General features: G+C 68.4%; 12 protein-coding genes and 4 pseudogenes. 5 read left to right on the top strand and 11 right to left on the bottom strand.

Annotated features, from left to right (window positions below; translation table 11 throughout):
• Window positions 1-99: pseudogene (gene araD, locus ACWIHT_RS44160) on the top strand (L-ribulose-5-phosphate 4-epimerase); the annotation flags it as partial.
• Window positions 100-427: 328 nt separating this feature from the next.
• On the opposite strand, the gene ACWIHT_RS44155 reads toward araD, so the two are convergent.
• Window positions 428-850, bottom strand: a complete 423-nt coding sequence (locus tag ACWIHT_RS44155; protein ID WP_456174281.1) for an NAD(P)-dependent oxidoreductase — start codon at window positions 848-850, stop codon at window positions 428-430.
• Window positions 851-895: 45 nt separating this feature from the next.
• Between ACWIHT_RS44155 and ACWIHT_RS44150 the strand changes: the two are divergent.
• Window positions 896-1,471, top strand: a pseudogene (locus ACWIHT_RS44150) (MMPL family transporter); the annotation flags it as partial.
• Window positions 1,472-1,939: 468 nt separating this feature from the next.
• Here ACWIHT_RS44150 and ACWIHT_RS44145 read toward each other — a convergent pair.
• From ACWIHT_RS44145 to ACWIHT_RS44120, 6 genes are all read right to left on the bottom strand, one after another.
• On the bottom strand, window positions 1,940-3,808 hold the full coding sequence (locus tag ACWIHT_RS44145; protein ID WP_456174280.1) for an RICIN domain-containing protein: 1,869 nt from the start codon (window positions 3,806-3,808) through the stop codon (window positions 1,940-1,942).
• Between the two features lie 54 nt (window positions 3,809-3,862).
• Entirely contained in the window at window positions 3,863-5,617 is a 1,755-nt protein-coding gene (locus ACWIHT_RS44140) for an amylo-alpha-1,6-glucosidase (protein WP_456174279.1), read from the bottom strand.
• Window positions 5,618-5,671: 54 nt separating this feature from the next.
• Window positions 5,672-6,511, bottom strand: coding sequence for a carbohydrate ABC transporter permease (locus ACWIHT_RS44135; protein ID WP_456174278.1), 840 nt, complete (start codon window positions 6,509-6,511; stop codon window positions 5,672-5,674).
• Window positions 6,508-7,479, bottom strand: a complete 972-nt coding sequence (locus tag ACWIHT_RS44130) for a carbohydrate ABC transporter permease (RefSeq protein WP_456174277.1) — start codon at window positions 7,477-7,479, stop codon at window positions 6,508-6,510. Before ACWIHT_RS44130 ends, ACWIHT_RS44135 begins: the two co-directional genes overlap by 4 nt.
• 20 nt (window positions 7,480-7,499) lie before the next feature.
• Window positions 7,500-8,747 (bottom strand): sugar ABC transporter substrate-binding protein, encoded by a 1,248-nt coding sequence (locus ACWIHT_RS44125; protein ID WP_456174276.1) that lies wholly within the window; start codon window positions 8,745-8,747, stop codon window positions 7,500-7,502.
• A gap of 133 nt (window positions 8,748-8,880) precedes the next feature.
• Entirely contained in the window at window positions 8,881-9,912 is a 1,032-nt protein-coding gene (locus ACWIHT_RS44120) for a LacI family DNA-binding transcriptional regulator (protein ID WP_456174274.1), read from the bottom strand.
• 362 nt (window positions 9,913-10,274) lie between these two features.
• Between ACWIHT_RS44120 and ACWIHT_RS44115 the strand changes: the two are divergent.
• Window positions 10,275-11,994 (top strand): annotated as a pseudogene (locus ACWIHT_RS44115) (cellulosome protein); the annotation flags it as partial.
• Window positions 11,975-12,139 (top strand): hypothetical protein, encoded by a 165-nt coding sequence (locus ACWIHT_RS44110; protein WP_456174288.1) that lies wholly within the window; start codon window positions 11,975-11,977, stop codon window positions 12,137-12,139. The pseudogene ACWIHT_RS44115 and the gene ACWIHT_RS44110, both read left to right, overlap by 20 nt.
• 30 nt (window positions 12,140-12,169) lie before the next feature.
• On the opposite strand, the gene ACWIHT_RS44105 is transcribed toward ACWIHT_RS44110, so the two are convergent.
• Together ACWIHT_RS44105 and ACWIHT_RS44100 are read right to left on the bottom strand one after the other, a co-directional pair.
• Window positions 12,170-13,033, bottom strand: coding sequence for a dienelactone hydrolase family protein (locus ACWIHT_RS44105; protein WP_456174273.1), 864 nt, complete (start codon window positions 13,031-13,033; stop codon window positions 12,170-12,172).
• 22 nt (window positions 13,034-13,055) lie between these two features.
• Window positions 13,056-13,718 carry a Tat pathway signal sequence domain protein gene (locus ACWIHT_RS44100; RefSeq protein ID WP_456174272.1) on the bottom strand — a complete coding sequence of 221 codons (663 nt, stop codon included), beginning with the start codon at window positions 13,716-13,718 and terminating at the stop codon, window positions 13,056-13,058.
• 304 nt (window positions 13,719-14,022) lie between these two features.
• Here ACWIHT_RS44100 and ACWIHT_RS44095 point away from each other — a divergent pair, with 304 nt between their 5' ends.
• Window positions 14,023-14,724 (top strand): TetR/AcrR family transcriptional regulator, encoded by a 702-nt coding sequence (locus tag ACWIHT_RS44095; protein WP_456174271.1) that lies wholly within the window; start codon window positions 14,023-14,025, stop codon window positions 14,722-14,724.
• 25 nt (window positions 14,725-14,749) lie between these two features.
• On the opposite strand, the pseudogene ACWIHT_RS44090 reads toward ACWIHT_RS44095, so the two are convergent.
• Window positions 14,750-15,171, bottom strand: a pseudogene (locus ACWIHT_RS44090) (endo alpha-1,4 polygalactosaminidase); the annotation flags it as partial.
• A gap of 270 nt (window positions 15,172-15,441) precedes the next feature.
• The gene (locus ACWIHT_RS44085; RefSeq protein ID WP_456174270.1) at window positions 15,442-16,656 is read right to left on the bottom strand and encodes a PucR family transcriptional regulator; all 1,215 of its coding nucleotides are present in this window, start codon (window positions 16,654-16,656) and stop codon (window positions 15,442-15,444) included.
• Window positions 16,657-16,753 lie beyond the last annotated feature (97 nt).

The following is a 16,753-nucleotide window of genomic DNA, read 5'->3' as shown; positions in this document are numbered from 1 at the left end:
CCCACCGCCCCACCACCCCCACACCTCCTCGCCCGCCACTACACCCGCAAACACGGCCCCAACGCCTACTACGGCAACCCAACCCCCGAACCCGCGTGACCAAGGGCCGCCCACCGGCAGGAGGCAGTTCCAGGGAGCCGGTCTCGAATGTCTCGTGTCGAACGCCTGCGTGCTGGACTCGCTGCGCGTGACCGGTCCGCATCCGGATCCGCTGGGCTCCCCAGTTCCCTTGTCCAATGCTTGTCGATGCGCACACCGGTGGGGAAAGTCTGCCTCGTCCGCCACGTCGTCAACGGCGTGCAGCACGAGTCGGGGGCGCTGTCACCGGACGCGTGCTCCCCGCTCTGTCCGGGCGAGGCGGGCTAGCCAAGGCCCGGGCCGGGCGACAGCTCACTGCACCTGGGGATCTTCGAGGCAATCCCGTTCGTCAAGCGCGCGTGCGCGCTTGTTCGGCCGTGATGGTGTGGTGCAGTGGGCGACCGTCGGCGAAGGCGATCAACTCGTCCGCCATCAGCTGTCCCATCCGGTGATTCTCCGAGCCGGTGGAGCCTGCGGTGTGACCGGTGAGCAGCACGTTCGAAAGGCCGTAGAGCGGGGATCCCGGGGCGGGTGGTTCCGGCCAGGTCACGTCGAGGATCGCGAACAGGTCCGGTCGTTCCCTGAGCACGCGTATCAGAGCCGCCTCGTCGACGAGGGCTCCGCGGGCGGTGTTGATGAACGTGGCGCCCCGCGGCAACCAGCATGTCGACCCGGCCGCCATGGCTCTGTTGGAGGCGGCGATAGACGCACGCCGTCTCGGTGTCGGCCTCCATCTACCCCAGGTCTTGCTGACCTCGCCGAACTCGTCCACGGCAAACAAGCCCCTTTGCGCCGCACGACCCCTCGGCCGCACCGCCCGTCGCCAGCCGCCCTGGGCTACCTGCTGTCCGTACTGGTCGCGCTCGGCGTGGTCGTCACGGTGTTCCAGCACGGCCACGGCGCCGAACTCCTCGGTGTGGAGACGACCGGCCCGATCATGAGCATGATGCCGATCTTCCTGGTGGGCATCGTGTTAGGTCTGGCCATGGACTACGAGGTCTTCCTCGTCTCCCGCATCCGTGAGGCGTACGTCCACGGAGAGCGGCCCGCGCAAGCGATCGTGTCCGGGTTCCGCACCAGTGGTCGTGTGATCGTCGCCGCGGCGCTGATCATGATGGCGGTCTTCGCCGGCTTCGTCGGCGCCAGCGAGTCCATGATCAAGATGATCGACTTCGGACTGGCCGCCGCCGTCCTCTTCGACGCCTTCGTCGTCCGCATGACCCTCGTGCCCGCCGTGCTCGCCCTCCTCGGCGACCGCGCCTGGCGCCTGCCCCGCTGGCTCGACCGGCTGCTGCCCGGCATCGACATCGAGGGAGAGGCGATCACCCGCAAGCACCCACTCCCGTCACCGCCGGTCGACGAGCACGATCCCGAGCTCGTGCCCAGCCGGTAGGCCACGGCACGACCCGGTGGCCGCCTCCCGAAGGCGGTCACCCCCAGGCGAGGGGCCGACACGGCGGCCGGCCCCTCGCCCGCCGGACCCGTGGGGACGGGAACCGGCGAGCGCCCAAGCCCGGCGGCGAGTACCCCCCTGCTCGCCGCCGGGCACATCGGCGTTCACCGCGCCATGGAACCAGTCCGTCCGGTTGGCCTACGGTCCTTCGCGCAAGTGGATTGCACTGTGCGCGAGTTGCCGCTGGGCACCGCGAGTGATACGGCGGCGCTCGCTTCGGCTGAGCGGAGAACGGCCCGGAGTCCAGGCCGGGAGCAGCACACCTCGGCAGTGCCGCCCGCCCGTGAGCGGGATTGCCGCCATCGCGTTTGGATACGGTACGCCCGCTGCCACACGCGGGTAGCGCTGGGACGAACGATGTGGAGGGGCACGTGTGGTGCCCCTCCACATCGTCGTGCGCGTCGGCGGTCAGATCTTGCCGAGCAGCCGCCAGATCTGGTTCTTCTTGGTGCTCAGTACGCTCGCCGCGTCACAGGTCCACTGGTGCACCAGCGCGCCGGCCGTGGTCGAGACACCTGTGACGTCGACGCACTTGCCGCTGTGGACGGCGACGAGTTGGTAGTCGTGGCTGTTGCCGAGCGCGGTGACGGGGTTGAGGGTGAACTGCTGGTTGGTGGCGCCGTTGCAGGTGTACTGGATGACGGCCGCGCCGTCGGCGGTAGAGGCGCCCGAGACGTCCAGGCACTTGCCGCTCAACTCGTTGACGACCGTGTAGGTGTTGGTCGTGCCGCTCACCGGCTTGAGGTCGAGCATCTGCTGGTAGCCGCCCTCGCAGTAGTACTGCTGGTACTGCGTGCCGTTGGCGGTACTGACACCCGTGTCGTCCAGGCACTGGCCGCTGTTCTGGCTGACCGCGACCGTGGAGACAGTGGTGTTGGACGGGGGCAGCAGCGTGACGGTGTAGCCGTCCTTGGCGTTCGTCCACGGCACGCTCACCGAGGCGGCGTTGCCGCTGACCGTGAGGGTCGTGTCGGAGATCGTCTCGGGGCCGGTCACCGCGGCCCCGCTGTTGTACGGGATCCGCTGGACGACAGCGCGGACCTGGCTGTTCGTCACGACGGACGTGGTGTTGAGCCCGGTCAGATTGACGGTGACGGTCCCGGTGTTGCCACTGCTCCCGAGCAACACCTTCGCGTTCCCGGCCGAGTTGTCCTTCGTGGCCAGGCCGTCGGTGCCCGTGCCGGCGGTGAGCTTGACGATGTTGCCGGTCTGGGAGCCGTAGTAGCGGTACATGAACCACTCGCCGAGCGGCAGGTATTGGCCCGCGCTGTTCTTGGTGAGCAGGTTGGCCAAGTTGTCGTGCAGTGCGGTGCCGGAGGCCCAGTTGCCGCGCAGACCGTCGGCGCCGGCCCGTTCCAGGCGGCCGATGAACCAGGCGCCGCCGCCCGGGGACTGCATGGACAGGGTGGCGTATTCGTTGATCTGGTAGGCACGGGTGTTGGTCAACCCGGCTGCGGAGAGGGTGGAGTTGGCGCGGCCGACGTCGGTTGCCGGGTCGCCGGGTTCGTCGTGCCAGCTGTAGATGTCGGGGGCGACGTTGTTCGCCTTGACGTAGGTCAGATACGTCGTCCACCAACTGTTGGAGGAGTTCGGCTGGCCCGCGATGCTCGGGCCGACGATGAGCTGGGCGGGGAACGCGGCGCGCACCTTGGCGTAGAAACGCGACCACATCGCCAGGTACTGCGTCTGCGAGGCGCCCCAGAAGCCGCTGCCGTCGGGCTCGTTCCACAGGTCCCACTGGACCGTCATGCCGTTGGCCTTGACGTCACCGATGAGCTGGGTGACGAAGGCGTCGAACTGCGTCCAGTCACCGTTGTCACCGGGCCAGCCCTGGCTGGTGGTGCCGTCGGCGCCCCACAGGTCGTGCGGCAGGAGGACGAAGGTGCCGCCGAGGGCCGCGGTGCGCTTGTACTGGGCGAGAGTCGAGGCCCAGCGGGTCTGGTAGTCGGCGAGGCTGGTGGCGTAGCCGCCGCTGTTGAGCTGGGCGCCGCCGGCCCGCATGAAGTGCCACTTGATGTCCGTGAAGAAGTGGTCCTGCGGCAGCGAGCCGTCCGGAGTCATCCCGTAGATCATGCCGGAGGCGTGGTACGTGGGGGCGCCTCCGGCGGTGGCGAAGTCGACGGTGACGGAGGTGTCGGCGGCGTGGGCCGTGGTCGCCGGGAGGGTGAGGGCGGCGAAGGAGGCGAGGATCGCCGCGACTACGGCGGTCCTGCGGCCTCTCGGATCGGCTGGTCTGCCGGTGTGTCCGGCTGGGGAACGGAATCGAGGTATGCGCATGTGCGGGTCTCCCGAAAGGAGTACTTCCTGGGCGCGGCTCGCCCAGGGGGTCTGTCAGCCGACGGCCTCCGCGGCCTCGGCGCGCCTCAGCTCGTGGGCCTCGGCGAGGAGCAGGTAACTGCTGGCGGTCCAGGTGTAGGCGCGGTCGCGCAGGCCCGCGCCGGTGAGGGCGTCGAAGTTCTCGGCGAAACCCGAGGTCTCGCACAGCGCCCGGAAGCGGGAGCTGATCTCGTCGGCGAGACGGTCGTGTCCGGCGCGGCGCAGACCGTCCTCGATCAGCACGGTGGACGGGGCCCAGATCGGACCGCGCCAGTAGCCGTCGTCCAAGTAGTGCGGTGAGGTGGGCAGTTCGGTGGCGAGACCGTGCGCGGTGAGGTGGGCCTCGATGCGTCGGGCCAGCGCGTCACCGATGTGTTCGGGCAGGTGCTCGCCGAGCACCATGGGCATCAGGTCGAGGAGGCTGGAGCTGGTCCAGGTGGCCCCGCTGTGTGCCGAGCGGGCGACGAACCGGTCGCCGGTCCACAGTTCGTCGAACAGTGCGGCCTGCGTCACGTCCGCCGTTCGGCTCCACTTGCGCGTGTCGTCGGGCAGCCCCAACTCGTCTGCCATTACGGCGAGTTCGCGCAGTTGGAGGATGAGGAAGGCGGCCAGGTCGGCACTGACGATCACGCGCTCGGGGTCGAAGGTGGTGGCGTTGTCCCAGCCGCTGTCGTTGCCGTGCTGGTAGTGCGGGAGGGCGGCCCCGGGCGCGCGCCGCATGCTGAGCCAGAACTCCGTCCAGCGGGCCAGCCGGTCGTAGACATCGGTCAACTCGGCTTCGCCGAGCGGCTCTTGCAGCCGTCGGCGCAGGTGGTGCAGCGCCCAGCCGTGGATGGGGGGTTTGACGAAGTTGTAGAGGATCTCCGAGTGGGTCACCGAGTCGGGCAGCGCGCCGGTCTCGTCCTGGTGGTCGAAGGGCAGCGAGAACTGGTCCAGGGCGAGGCCGGGCGAACCGGGCGCCAGGGCAAGGGCGTTGAAGCAGTGGTCCCAGCTCCAGACCTTGTCCATCCAGTGCTTGGACATCAGGACGGCGGGCCGGGTGACCAGCCCGGCCGGGCGCACGGTCGCGGACCACACCACGTACGCGGCGAGTTCGGCGGCCGGTGTGTCCGGCGAGCGCCAGGGCGCCACCCTGTCGACGAAGGCCTCGAAGGAGCGCCGGACGGCGGTGACCACCTCGTCGAACGTCGTCGGGGAGGCGTACGGGGGGCGCGCCGTGTCGAGTTCTTCCACGACGGCCTCCCAGACACCGTCGGCACCCGTGCCGATCGTGACACCACGACCGGCACGGCCCAGCATCTGAGCACCGGCGATGTCGGTCACGCTGCCGGACAGGACGGTGATCCGGTAGCGGCGTCCGGTCTCGTACGAGGTGAAGACGTGCGCGTCGGCCACGGGGTCGTGGAAGAAGTACGTGCCGCTGAACGGAGTCAACTCCCGTGCCGCCGCACTGACTTGCAGCCCGAGACCGGTGCCGCGCAGCCGCACGGTGTCCGGCGACTCGTAGGCGAGGTCGACGCGCCCGCCGTCACCGGTCCAGCTGAGCAGAGCCGGTGTCGCCTGCGGGCAGACCCTGGCCCTCTCCCCTGTCACCGGGTCGAGGGGGACGAGGCTGAGGACGGCGTGCATGCCGTTCTGGTGCGAGACGAGATGGAGGTCCTCGGCGCGGGTCTTCTCCGCGAGCACTGGAGAGATACCGAACCAGGATCCGTACGTGCTGAACGGGATGTCGTGGACGGAGAAGGCCGGGCCGGAGCAGGCGACGGTCATGGAGGCGTGACTCGTTTCTCAACAGGGGTTCTACGGCATAGAGGTGACGGGACGTCAGTCCTTCACGGCACCGGCGGTCACGCCTGCGGCGACGTAGCGCTGGGCGAGGACGAGGATCACCGTGGCGGGCAGCGAGGCCACGACGGCGGTCGCCATGATGGCGTTCCACTGCTGGTTGTTGTTGCCGATGTAGTGGTAGATGCCGAGGGTGATCGGCTCGTGTGCGCCGCCGTTGGCGAGGGTGCTGGCGAACACGAAGTCCGACCAGGACCACAGGAACGCGAAGAGCGACACCGTGACGATGGAGTTGCGGCTCATCGGCAGCACGATCGACCAGAAGGTACGCACCGGCCCGGCGCCGTCCGTCTTCGCGGCCTGGAGCAGTTCGCCGGGGATGCCGGACATGAACGCGGTGAAGATCAGCACGGCGAACGGCACGGCCAGCGTGGAGTCGGCGACGATCAGTCCTGGCACCGACTGGAGCAGGCCGAGGCTGAGGTAGATGGCGTAGAAGCCCATCGCCATGATGATGCCGGGGATCATCTGGGCGACCAGGAAGAGGAAGCTGAGCACTCCGCCGCCGCGGGGACGGAGCTTGGCGAGTGCGTAGCCGGCGGGCGCGGCCAGTGCCACGGTGACGACGACCGTGCCCAGACCGATGACGAGGCTGGTGCCGAGGTAGGGCAACTGCTGGTCCAGGACTGCTCGGTAGCCCGCCAGGGTGCCGTGCAGGGGGATCAGGTCCGGTGGGCTCTTGCGCATGTCCTGATCGCGGGTGAAGGACACGTTGAGCATCCAGTAGACCGGGAAGAGCATCACCGCGGTGAACAGGACACCGATGGCCGTCTGCCACCACGTGCGGTGGGTACGTCGGTTGATGCCAGTGCCGCTCATACCAGTGCCTGCTTCCGCTGGACTCGGACGTAGACGAGGCCGAATACCAGGGCGGCGACCACCAGCAGGTTTCCTACGGCCGCTCCCGGGCCGAAGGCCGGCAGGAGGTTGCCGAAGCCGAGCTGGTAGGACCACGTGGCGAAGGTGGTGGAGGAGTCGGCCGGGCCGCCCTTGGTCATGATCCAGATGATGTCGAAGACCTTGAGTGTGTAGACGAGGCCGAGGAGGAGGGTGATCGCGGACACCGGGCGCAGCAGCGGGAAGGTGATCCGCCAGAACCGCTGCCAGGCGTTCGCGCCGTCGAGGGCGGCGGCCTCGTAGAGGCTCGCGGGGATGGACTGGAGGCCGCTGTGCAGGACCACCAGGTTGAACGGGACGCCGATCCAGATGTTCGCGATGATCACCGAGGCCAGCGACCAGCCCGGTGCGGTCAGCCAGTTGACCGGTTCGATGCCGACGGCGTGCAGGACGGCGTTGACGACACCGGAGTCGCTGTTGAGCATCCACGACCAGGTGGACGCCGACACGATCAGCGGCAGCAGCCACGGCACCAGGAAGAGCGCCCGCAGGGTCGCGGAGAGCCGGAAGCGCTGGTTGAAGAAGACCGCGAGGGCCAGGCCGATGGCGTACTGGAAGACCAGACACACGGTGGTGAAGACCACGGTGTGCAGGAGGGCCGGGGCGAAGGTCGGGTCGTCCATGACCGTGCGGTAGTTGGCCAGGCCCGTGAAGGGTGCGTCGCCCTGGACGAAGGACCGGACGGTGTAGTCGCGCAGGCTCAGGTCGATGTTGCGGTAGAGGGGATAGGCGTAGAAGAGGACGAGGTAGAGGGTCACCGGGGTGAGGAAGGCCCAGGCGGCCCACTGTTGGGAGGTGGGGCGACGCCGTGCCCGGGGCGGTGCGGTGGGAGCCGCACCGCTGTGGTGGCGCACGGGCCGCCGTTGTGGCACTTGGGTCATGTGGCTCATCAACTGGCCCTGGTCTCTGGTTACTTGACGGCCGACTGGGCGGTGGACAGCGCGTCCTTCGGCGACTTCGCCCCGCTGAGCGCCGACTGGACCGCCTTCCACAACTGCTCGGAGATCTTCGGGTACTTGGTGCCCAGGTCGTCGCTGGTGCGCCCCTTGGCAGCCTTGACCGCGTCGACCCAGGGCTTCAACTCGGCGTTCGCGGCGACCTGTTTGTCCTGGACCTCGGTGGTGGGCGCCACGTACGACAGTGTGGTGTCGGTGTCGAGGAGGTTGTCGGTGCTGGTCAGGCAGGTCACGATCTTCTGGGAGGTGGCGTAGTGGTCGGTCTCGCCCTGCACCGGGATGGTGACGAACTCCCCGCCGGTCGGGGCCGCCGCGTTGCCGCCGTCGGCCGCGGGAACGGGGACGACCCCGTATTCGAAGCCGGCCTTCTTGGCGTTGGCGAGCTGCCAGGTGCCGTTCTCGCCGAACGCGTAGTCGCCGGTCGCGAACTCCTGCCAGCTGGTCGTCTGGGTGTTGTTGAGGACCGAGTTCGGGGCGTAGCCGTCCTTCAGCCAGCCCTGCCACAGCGTCAGCGCGGAGACCGCCTTGTCGGAGTCGAGCGCGGTCAGTTCGGCGCCCGATCCCCAGAACCAGGGCAGGAACTGGAAGGTGCCCTCCTCCGTCCCGATCGCGGAGAACGTGATGCCCTTCTTGCCCGCCTTCTTGACCTTCGCGAGCGCCGCGGTCAGCGACTTCCAGTCCTTGACGGAGGTGATGTCCACTCCGGCCCGCTTCAGCACCGCCTTGTTGTAGTACAGGGCAAGGGTGTTGGCGCCGATCGGCGTGCCGTACGTCTTGCCTCCTGCTTGTCCGGCGGCGAGGAGGTTGGGGTTCACCTTCGAGGTGTCCAGTTTGTTGTCCTCGGTCGTGGTGAGGACACCGGCCTCGGCCAGGGTCGACACCACCGGGTTGTCGACGATGAGGACGTCGGCGGAGTTGTCCTGCTGGGCGGCCAGCAGCGCCTTGTTCGCCAGGTCGCCGGTGTCGAACGCGGTCCGCTTGATCTTCACCCCGGCCTTGGTGCCGCACGCGTCGAGCAGCTTCGCCCACGCAGAGGTCTTGTCGAACTGCGGGTACGGGTCCCAGATCGTGTAGGTGCCGCTGTCCGCGGCCTTGGTGCCGGTGCTGCCCGAACCGGAGGAACAGGCTGTCGCGGTGCCTGCGACGGCGAGCACCGCCACGGTCGCGGCGGTGAGGCGGAGTCGTCCGAGGGAGCTGTGCATTGCGCGTTCCTTCGTTTTTGGCATGGGTGTGCCGAGGGCGGGTGACGAGGGGGGAAGCGGGCATGCCGGACAGCCGCGGTGAGGGGGAGTACGCCCGTGAATCGCGATCGGAGAGTGGTGTCGGGGGTGGAGGTCAGCGGGCCTCGGTGGACGGCGTACCGGTCCCTGGCCCCGTGCTGGCACGGAGCGAGATCGGCGGTACGAGCAGGTGGTGGCGGGGCGGTGCGTCGGGCTGGTCGATCCGCTCGACGAGGAGGTCGACGGCGTGTCTGCCCATCTCCTCCGCCGGTACGTCCGCCGCGGTGAGCTGCGGGGTCACCGTCTCCGCCCACCGGCAGGCCACGACTCCGGTGACGGAGAAGTCGCGCGGTACATGACGGCCGGCCTGGGCCAGTCCGCGGTACAGACCGCCGAGCGCGGCCTCGTTGAGGGTGACCAGGGCCGTGGTCGCCGGGTCGTCGTGCAGGATCTGCTCCAGACACGCCTGGCCGGATGCCGCGTCGTCCCCGCAGCAGTACGTCCGGACGGTCAACCCGCGTTCGGCCGCGGCCTTCGTGAAGCCGTCGAGGCCGCGGTGGGCCGACTCGTATCCGGCCCGCAGAAGTTGCTCGGGCCGGTTGACGAAGGCGACCCTGCGGTGGCCGAGGTCCGCGAGGTGGTGCACGCATGCCGCCGCGAGCGCGGTGTGGTCCAGGCCGACCCACCAGGTGCCTTCGGGATGCGCGGTGCGGCCGATGGCTACGGAGGGGAAGTCGAGGGCGGCCAGGTGATCCACCCGGTCGTCCTCCAGTCTGATCTCCATCAGGATCGCGCCGTCGACCCGCCGCTCCCCCAGCATCCGCTGGAACGAGCGGTCGCTGTCCACGCCACTGGGTGAGAGCAGCACGTCGTAGTCGTGGGCCGCGGCGGCCTCCACCACGCTGCCGATGAAGTCGAGTTGCATGCCGGTGTAGTGGTTACCGGCCGGCGGGAAGACCAAGCCGATCGTGTTGGTCCGGCCGTTGGCCAGGGCACGCGCGCTGGCGTTGGGCCGGTAGCCCAGTTCGTCGATGACGCGTTGAATCTTCCGGCGCGTCTCCTCCGACACCGGGCGCTTGCCGCTCAGCGCGACGGACACGGTGCTCCGCGAGACACCGGCCCGCCGAGCGATCTCACCGATGTTCACGGGCACTCCCTGGATGGATCGAACCGGTTCGATGTTGCGTAGGGCGACAGCCGGTCATCGAACCGGTTCGCGTGAAGTGAAGGTAGGAACAACCCCGCCGACTGTCAACACCTCGCACCGCGTCTTCTCGCAACACCCCTGGAATCCAGGGTGAGCTGACATGACCTTCCGCGTCAGAAGTATTGCCGCCGGATTTCCGCGGTGCTAGCTTCCCGGCCCAGCGTTGTCGAACCGGTTCGACAACGCTCGTCCGGCGTCCGGACCCGCACGGAACCCACGGAGACCCCAGTGCGACGAAGACGAAAGAGAACGACGGGAGTCGGCGCCGCGGTGGCGGCGATCCTCGCCACCCTGCTCGCCGCGCCTTCCACGGCGCCACCGGCTCCCTCCACGGGATCTACGGCGACGGGGCACCGAGCCGCAACCTCATCGAGGGCATGTGCCTGCGCGCCCGGTCCACCAAGGCGCAGGACGGCCCCCAGCACCCGGGCGCGGACGCGCTGGAGGTCCTGCCGCCGCTGGTCGACTCGGGCGGCAAGGACGTCTACATCTACATGACCGACATCTACCGCGGCTTCCCTTTACCAGTGGCCGGGCGAGAGCGGCCCCGAACGGCTCTCGGACTTCACGGCGAAGGTCGAGAAGGAGGTCGACCAGGTCAGGACGATGGGCGACTACAAGGACCATGTCGTCTACGTCCCCTTCACCGAGCCCGAGGGGAACATGTTCGGCTCGGGCGCGTGGAGCTACGACAACGTGTCCTGGCTCAACGACCCGCAGTACTTCTTCGCGGCCTGGAAAGAGGTCTACCACCTCATCAAGGACGAGGACCCGGACGCCAGGATCGCGGGCCCGAACACCTCGATCCTCTACGACCAGTTCAAGGGCTTCCTGGAGTACGCCAAGGCCAACGACGTCGTCCCGGACGTGATGACCTGGCACGAACTGTCCTCGCCTGCCGCGGTCCGCACGAACGTGGCCAAGTACCGGCATTGGGAGAAGGACACGGGGATCGGCCCGCTGCCGATCAACGTCAACGAGTACGCCCACAACTACCACCTCTCCGTGCCCGGCCAGGTCGTCCAGTGGGTCTCCGCCATCGAGGAGTCCAAGATCGACGCGGACCTGGCCTACTGGAACATCGACGGCAACCTCAACGACTCCGCCGTCGACGCCAATCGGGGCTACGGCCAGTGGCGGCTCTTCAACGCCTACGGCCAGATGTCCGGGCACACCGTGCAGGTGACCGCCCGGCACCCGAACCGGCAGTACACCTTGCAGGGCGTGGCCACGCTCGACACCAAGAAGAAGCAGGCGCGGGCGCTGTTCGGCGGCAAGAGCGGTGACGCGGACGTCGTCTTCGAGAACATCGGCCCGAAGCTGTTCGGGACGACGGTGCACGCCACCGTGCAGGAGATCCCGTGGACCGGGCAGGTCGGTGACTCGGCCTAGCCGCTGCGGCTCGCGGACCAGGAGGTCGCCGTCGGCGAGGACGGCTCGGTGACCCTGCCGATGACCGGCATGAACGAGATGTCCGCGTACCAGGTCTTCCTCTCCCCCGGCAGCCATGGCGACAAGTCGGCTCAGCCTTCGGTCAGTTGGCCAACTCCTACAACCTGTACGGCCTGGTGCAGGAACAGGGCCCCACCAACGTCTTCCTCCGCGTCGACGGCACGGACCCGCAGGAGCTGCTCCTGCCGCTCGGCCACAAGTGGGTGGTCTGGGGACACACCGACACGACCGTGAAACCGACCGCCGGCCGGCACCGGATCACGCTGGCGGCACAGGACGCGGAATGGGGAGTCACCAAGGGCGACGCGCTCATCCCGGGGCACCTCGGGACCGGGAGCCGTACCGCTGCCCAAGGGCGCGTCCGCGACCTTCTGGGTCTACTCCCCCACCGACGGTGAAGCGACCCTCGCGCTCGACCAACTCGGCGGCGGCCGGGTGGAGTTGTCCGTCAACGGCGAGATACGCGACGTTTCCAAGGCACGCCAAGAGAGGAAAAGCACGGCGTTCCTGTCGGGAGGCATCGACAAGGTCACCGGCATCGGCGAAGCGGATGCCGTTCCCGACCGCCTTCCACTTCAACGCCTTCCGGGAACTGACCGTCCCGGTGACGCTGAAGAAGGGAAGCAACCAACTCACCTTCGCGGCCGAGAAGTTGCCCGACTTCTACGGCGACACCTACAACCCGTACGAGACGCGGCAGGCACGGGTGCCTTGAGGACCCGTGCCTGCCGCGCGCCCCGCGGGGCTACATCGGGCAGGTGTTCATGAAGGCAACGGTGTTGGGGTCGTTGGGAGTTGGGCAGATGAACTGGTCGTAGCGGGTGTCGTTGTCGACGAAGCGTTTGAGCCAGACGATGCTGTACTCGGCGATCGTGGTGTTCGGGCTGGCGAAGGTGAAGTGGTCGGCGTTCCTGAGCTCGATGAACGCCTTGTCGTGGTCGTTCGTCAGGGCGTTGTAGGCGGGCAGGGTGAAGGTGGAGACCGGGGCTACGGTGTCCCCGTCGGCGCCGAAGATCATGGTGGGGACGGTGATCTGGTCGCCGACGTTGACGATGTCCCAGGGCGCCAGCGCGATGGCCGCCTTGAGCGACGGAGTGCTCGCCGCACTCTCCAGCGTGCCGCCACCGCCCATCGACCAGCCCATCACGGCTGTCCGGGTGGGGTCGATCTCGTTCTTCACCGCGCTCTTGGTCGTCAAGTAGCTGAGCGCGGCGAGCTGTTGGTTGCTGCGGTCGGTCGGGAAGTCCCACAGCGCGTTGCTGTCCAGGGTCATCACCACGAAGCCCTGGGAGGCGAGTCGGGGCCCGTACCAGGCGATCTCCGCCTGCGGGGCGACGAAGCCCGGCATGATGACGACGGCACCGAAGGTGCCCTGGCTGGTGTCGGTGGGGAAATAGATGGTGCCGTCGTTGAAGCCCGAGCCGCTGCCCGAGGGGACGACGACCGAGGCGACGGTGAACGGGCCGGTCTCGGCGGTGATGCTGGCCCGGGTCGGGGCGGGGCCGCGCTGATAGGGGTTGCCGGCGGCGGCCTGGGCAGGGGCGATGAAGGCGATCGAGATGATGAACGCGAGGATCGCCAGGAGCACTTGGGGTCGGAGCGGTTTCACGGGAGTCCTCCCGGACGGACTGTCAGTTGGTGTAGATGGCGGGGGAGCCGCTGACACTGCTGTCGACCACGGGGGCGTAGGTCGCCGTGAAGTAGCCGTTGCCCGCGCACAGGAACGAGCCCGAGAACTTGGTGAAGGCCTGGTTGGTGAAGGTCAGGCTGTTGGTGCTGTTGGAGCTGACCGCGGCGAGGCTGGGCGCCCGGTAGACGCAGGTGATGGAGCCCAGCAGGGTGGAGAGCACCACCGTGGTCTGGATCGTGCTGCCCGGGGCGGGGGTGACCGTGACGGTGCCGTCGGAGTTGGCGGCGGTGCTGTAGGGCAGGTTGTTGACGGTGATGCTCCGTACCCCGGTGACGCCGAGGACGTTGCTGGTGCAGCCGCTGAAGGTCTGGGCGGTCGCGGACTCGGTGGCGGTGCCCGGGGCGGCGGGGTTGTCGGTCACCGTGGCGGAGAGCGTCGAACCGGTGCAGGTGATGCCGGATGTGCCGCCGCTGCTGGTGGCGAGGGTGGCATTGGTGCCGCTCGCCAGTGAGGCGGTGACCACGTCGCCGACGGAGACGGCGGTGCCGGCGGCGCTGCCGTAGGTGAGCACGGCGCTGTCCGCCGAGGCGGTGGTGGCGGGGAGGAGCGCCAGGGCCGCGACGGCGGCGGTGGCGGCGAGGGCGGAGACGGTGTTTCTGCGCATGCGGGGTCCTCTGACAAACAGGGGTGTGGGTGGCGAGGACGGGTCGCTCCCCCGGCTCAGGGGTGAAGGCAGCGACCCGCGCAGGGTGGTTCCCGGACTGCGGGAACCACCGGACCAGTGCGCGTCCCCGACCTGACGTCGGGGGCGCGAGGGCACTTGTTGGCGGCCTTGCGGGTGCGTGACACTGACGGCTCCGGCGGCGTCCCGCCGCAGGTCCGCGCAAGAAGAAAACCTGTGAGAGTTGTAAACCTGACGGGTATTCAAGTCAATACAGTGCGGGCAAGTTCCCGAGGAAGGACGTGGTATGGCAACAGTCCCGTCGGTGCCGCCCGCACTCGTGCTGCCCGGTACCCGCATGGCGCGCGACCCTGAGCGCTCGCTGCGGCGGGGTCCGCGCCGCACCTCACCCGAGGTGGTCGCCGCCAACCAGCGCGACCGGCTCCTCGACGGATTCGTCCGCACCGTCGCACAGGTCGGCTACGCCCACACCCGGGTCAGCGACATCTGCCAGGCCGCAGGCGTCACCAGGCCCGTCTTCTACGACCTCTTCAAGGGCAAGGAGGACGCCTTCCTCGCCGCGCACCGGTACGGCACGACCATGGTCATCGGCGCCATGGAGGAGGCCCACGCCAAGGCCCCGGACTGGCCGAGCTCGGTGCGTGCCGGGCTCGGCGCGCTGCTCGGCATACTCGCCGACGCGCCCGCGTTCGCGGTCATGGCCATCGTGGAGATCGACGCGGTGGGCCCGGCCGGATGGGAGGCGCGTGAGGCACTGCTGGCCCGGTTCCGGGACTTCTTCACCGACCTGCCGGCGATTGAACTGCCTATCTCTACCGATGAGTTGATCGATACGGTGGTCGGTGGGGTGTACTCGGCGATCTACCGCCGGATCGCCGCGGACCGGACCGCGGAGCTGCCGGCCCTGCTGCCCGGCCTGACCTACGCCGTCCTGGCCCCGTTCCTCGGCCCGGAACGCGCCACCGCCCACCTGACCCCGGACGCCTGATCCGAAGAACCCCTTCGCACTGGCTTCAGCACGGCTTGCGCCACATCCCCAGCTCCAGTTTCTTCCGCATCGACGAGAGCTTCAGCCGCCGCGACTCGGCGCAGAGGCGTCCCGTCGGTACGGCGTACTCGACATGGAACACCGCCTCGTCGGCCGCGATGAGCGGCGTGAGTTCTGCGGGAGGTCGTTCTTCAGGCCCACGGACAGCCCGCGTTCGTGGGCGATCGACGCGATCATCCGGTTGTGGCGAAGCCGGTCGGAAGCGGTGAGGGGGAAACCGGTGTCATTGCTGAAGCCCTCGACCAGGTCCGGCTCCACCGCGTCGAAGCGCAAGGCGGGCCTGTCGAGCGGGAAATTCTCCCATGCGCCGACGTTGACATAGCAGATGACCTTGAGCCCGTCGCGGTGCAGCCGGGCCACGTCCGCCTTGGTGTTCTCGAAGCCGTCGCCGAAGGTGTCCATCTTGTGAACCATGACCGAAAACCGCAGGATCTCGACGGATTGACCGGAAACCAATTCGGACTCCAGTCAACCCGGGCGGACCGACCCATCAAATACCAATGGCCCGTATCACAAAAGAGTGTCTGGAACCGGCCGAATATTGGCCTCACACTTTCGCCGATCATGCCCTGAACAGCAGAAACGGTCCACAGGAGAATGCAGGATCGAGGAGTGAATTGGCTGGAGAACCAAACCAGCACGCAATACGTGGGCCAGTCAGTTACGTGACAAAGATGAGCGAGGGGATTCCGGTGGCGGTCCGGAAACGGCATTCGCCCGCAGGGCCAGTTCCAGTTCGAAACGGGTCTCCGAATCCTGGAGGGTATCGCCGAACAGTTTCTCCAGCTGACGCATGCGATAACGCACCGTCTGCGGATGGATGTGCAGTCGCAGGGCGGTGCTGTTGACACTGCTCTCGCACTGAAGCCACACCAGCAGCGTCTCCGCCAGCCGGTCGCCCTGTGGCGCCGGGATTCCGGCCAGCGGTGCCAGGACTCGGTGCGACAGCGCCCGCACCAGCGGTTCGTCCGCGTAGAGGATCAGCGTCGTCAGGTGGTCGGCGCACCGGAGCACGCCCTCGCCCGGCAGGACACCGCGCCGCATGAGCGAGAGGGCTCGGGCGGCCAGGCGTAAGGAGTCCGCGGTCTGCGAGAGCGGGACCGTCGGCCCGACGGCGGCGGGTCGCCCCCGCAGCGCCGAGGCGAGGGCGTGCCCGCGGGAGGAGCCGGGCACGTCCGGGTCCGGGATGACCAGGCGCGCCGGTCGGGCGGTCATGTCGGCCAACACCGCGGTGGGCAGCAGCAGTTCGTCACCGTGCTGCTGCTCGGTGCCGCCCACCGCTATGACGGCGACCCGCCGCGGCAGGGGCCAGCGCGCGGTGCGGGCGAGTTCCGCGACCGCCTCCGCGGAGGCCGGCGGATCGGCGAACAGCAGGTCCAGCAGGCGCATACGGCGCCGTTGCAACTCGCCCGTGCTGCGCAGTTGAGCCTCGGTGTGGCCTTCGGTGGCCGCCTGCATGATCTCGTGCATGTGGGTGAAGCCCGCGTCCGCGAGTGCGGCCACCTCGCTCGAATCCAGCTCAAGTTCCTCGGCGGCCTTCATCATGCGGCGCCAGGCCGCCCGTCCACCGAGCCGGAGCGCGGCCTGGAGTACTTCGAGGCCACGCCCTTCGCCGACCTCGCCACGCCCGATCGCCTGGTAGGTGTGGACGACGTGTTTCCCGTCCCGGCCGGTGTCGCCGATGCGGTCCACGAAGAGGGTCAGGGCCTGTCTGACTCCGGCTCTGATCGTCCGCACGTAGGCGTCGTCGGCCGGTCTCGTGTACTCGGGTACCTCAAGCTGTACCTCGCGCGCCACCTCCGCGGCCATGTCGTCGAGATGAGGGCGCAGAAAGTCTGCCAGTCGCTGAGGGACGACGGCGAAAGGATCCATGCGGCGTGCTCCTACCGCTCGGTCAAGGCGGTCCGGACGTTGACGATATCCCCCGCCGAACTCCGTTGGCCTGTACGCGAGTTACAAGGCGGAGCCA

The organism is Streptomyces sp. NPDC002276 (assembly GCF_053891435.1).
This window is presented reverse-complemented; position numbering and strand designations above follow the sequence as displayed.

Excerpts from the sequence above, each read along its gene's own strand:
- ACWIHT_RS44145 (WP_456174280.1), bottom strand. The coding sequence starts at position 3,808 with ATGCGCATACCTCGATTCCGTTCCCCAGCCGGACACACCGGCAGACCA.
- ACWIHT_RS44140 (WP_456174279.1), bottom strand. The coding sequence starts at position 5,617 with ATGACCGTCGCCTGCTCCGGCCCGGCCTTCTCCGTCCACGACATCCCG.
- ACWIHT_RS44135 (WP_456174278.1), bottom strand. The coding sequence starts at position 6,511 with ATGAGCGGCACTGGCATCAACCGACGTACCCACCGCACGTGGTGGCAG.
- ACWIHT_RS44130 (WP_456174277.1), bottom strand. The coding sequence starts at position 7,479 with ATGAGCCACATGACCCAAGTGCCACAACGGCGGCCCGTGCGCCACCAC.
- ACWIHT_RS44125 (WP_456174276.1), bottom strand. The coding sequence starts at position 8,747 with ATGCACAGCTCCCTCGGACGACTCCGCCTCACCGCCGCGACCGTGGCG.
- ACWIHT_RS44110 (WP_456174288.1), top strand. The coding sequence starts at position 11,975 with ATGCCGTTCCCGACCGCCTTCCACTTCAACGCCTTCCGGGAACTGACC.
- ACWIHT_RS44100 (WP_456174272.1), bottom strand. The coding sequence starts at position 13,718 with ATGCGCAGAAACACCGTCTCCGCCCTCGCCGCCACCGCCGCCGTCGCG.
- ACWIHT_RS44095 (WP_456174271.1), top strand. The coding sequence starts at position 14,023 with ATGGCAACAGTCCCGTCGGTGCCGCCCGCACTCGTGCTGCCCGGTACC.
- ACWIHT_RS44085 (WP_456174270.1), bottom strand. The coding sequence starts at position 16,656 with ATGGATCCTTTCGCCGTCGTCCCTCAGCGACTGGCAGACTTTCTGCGC.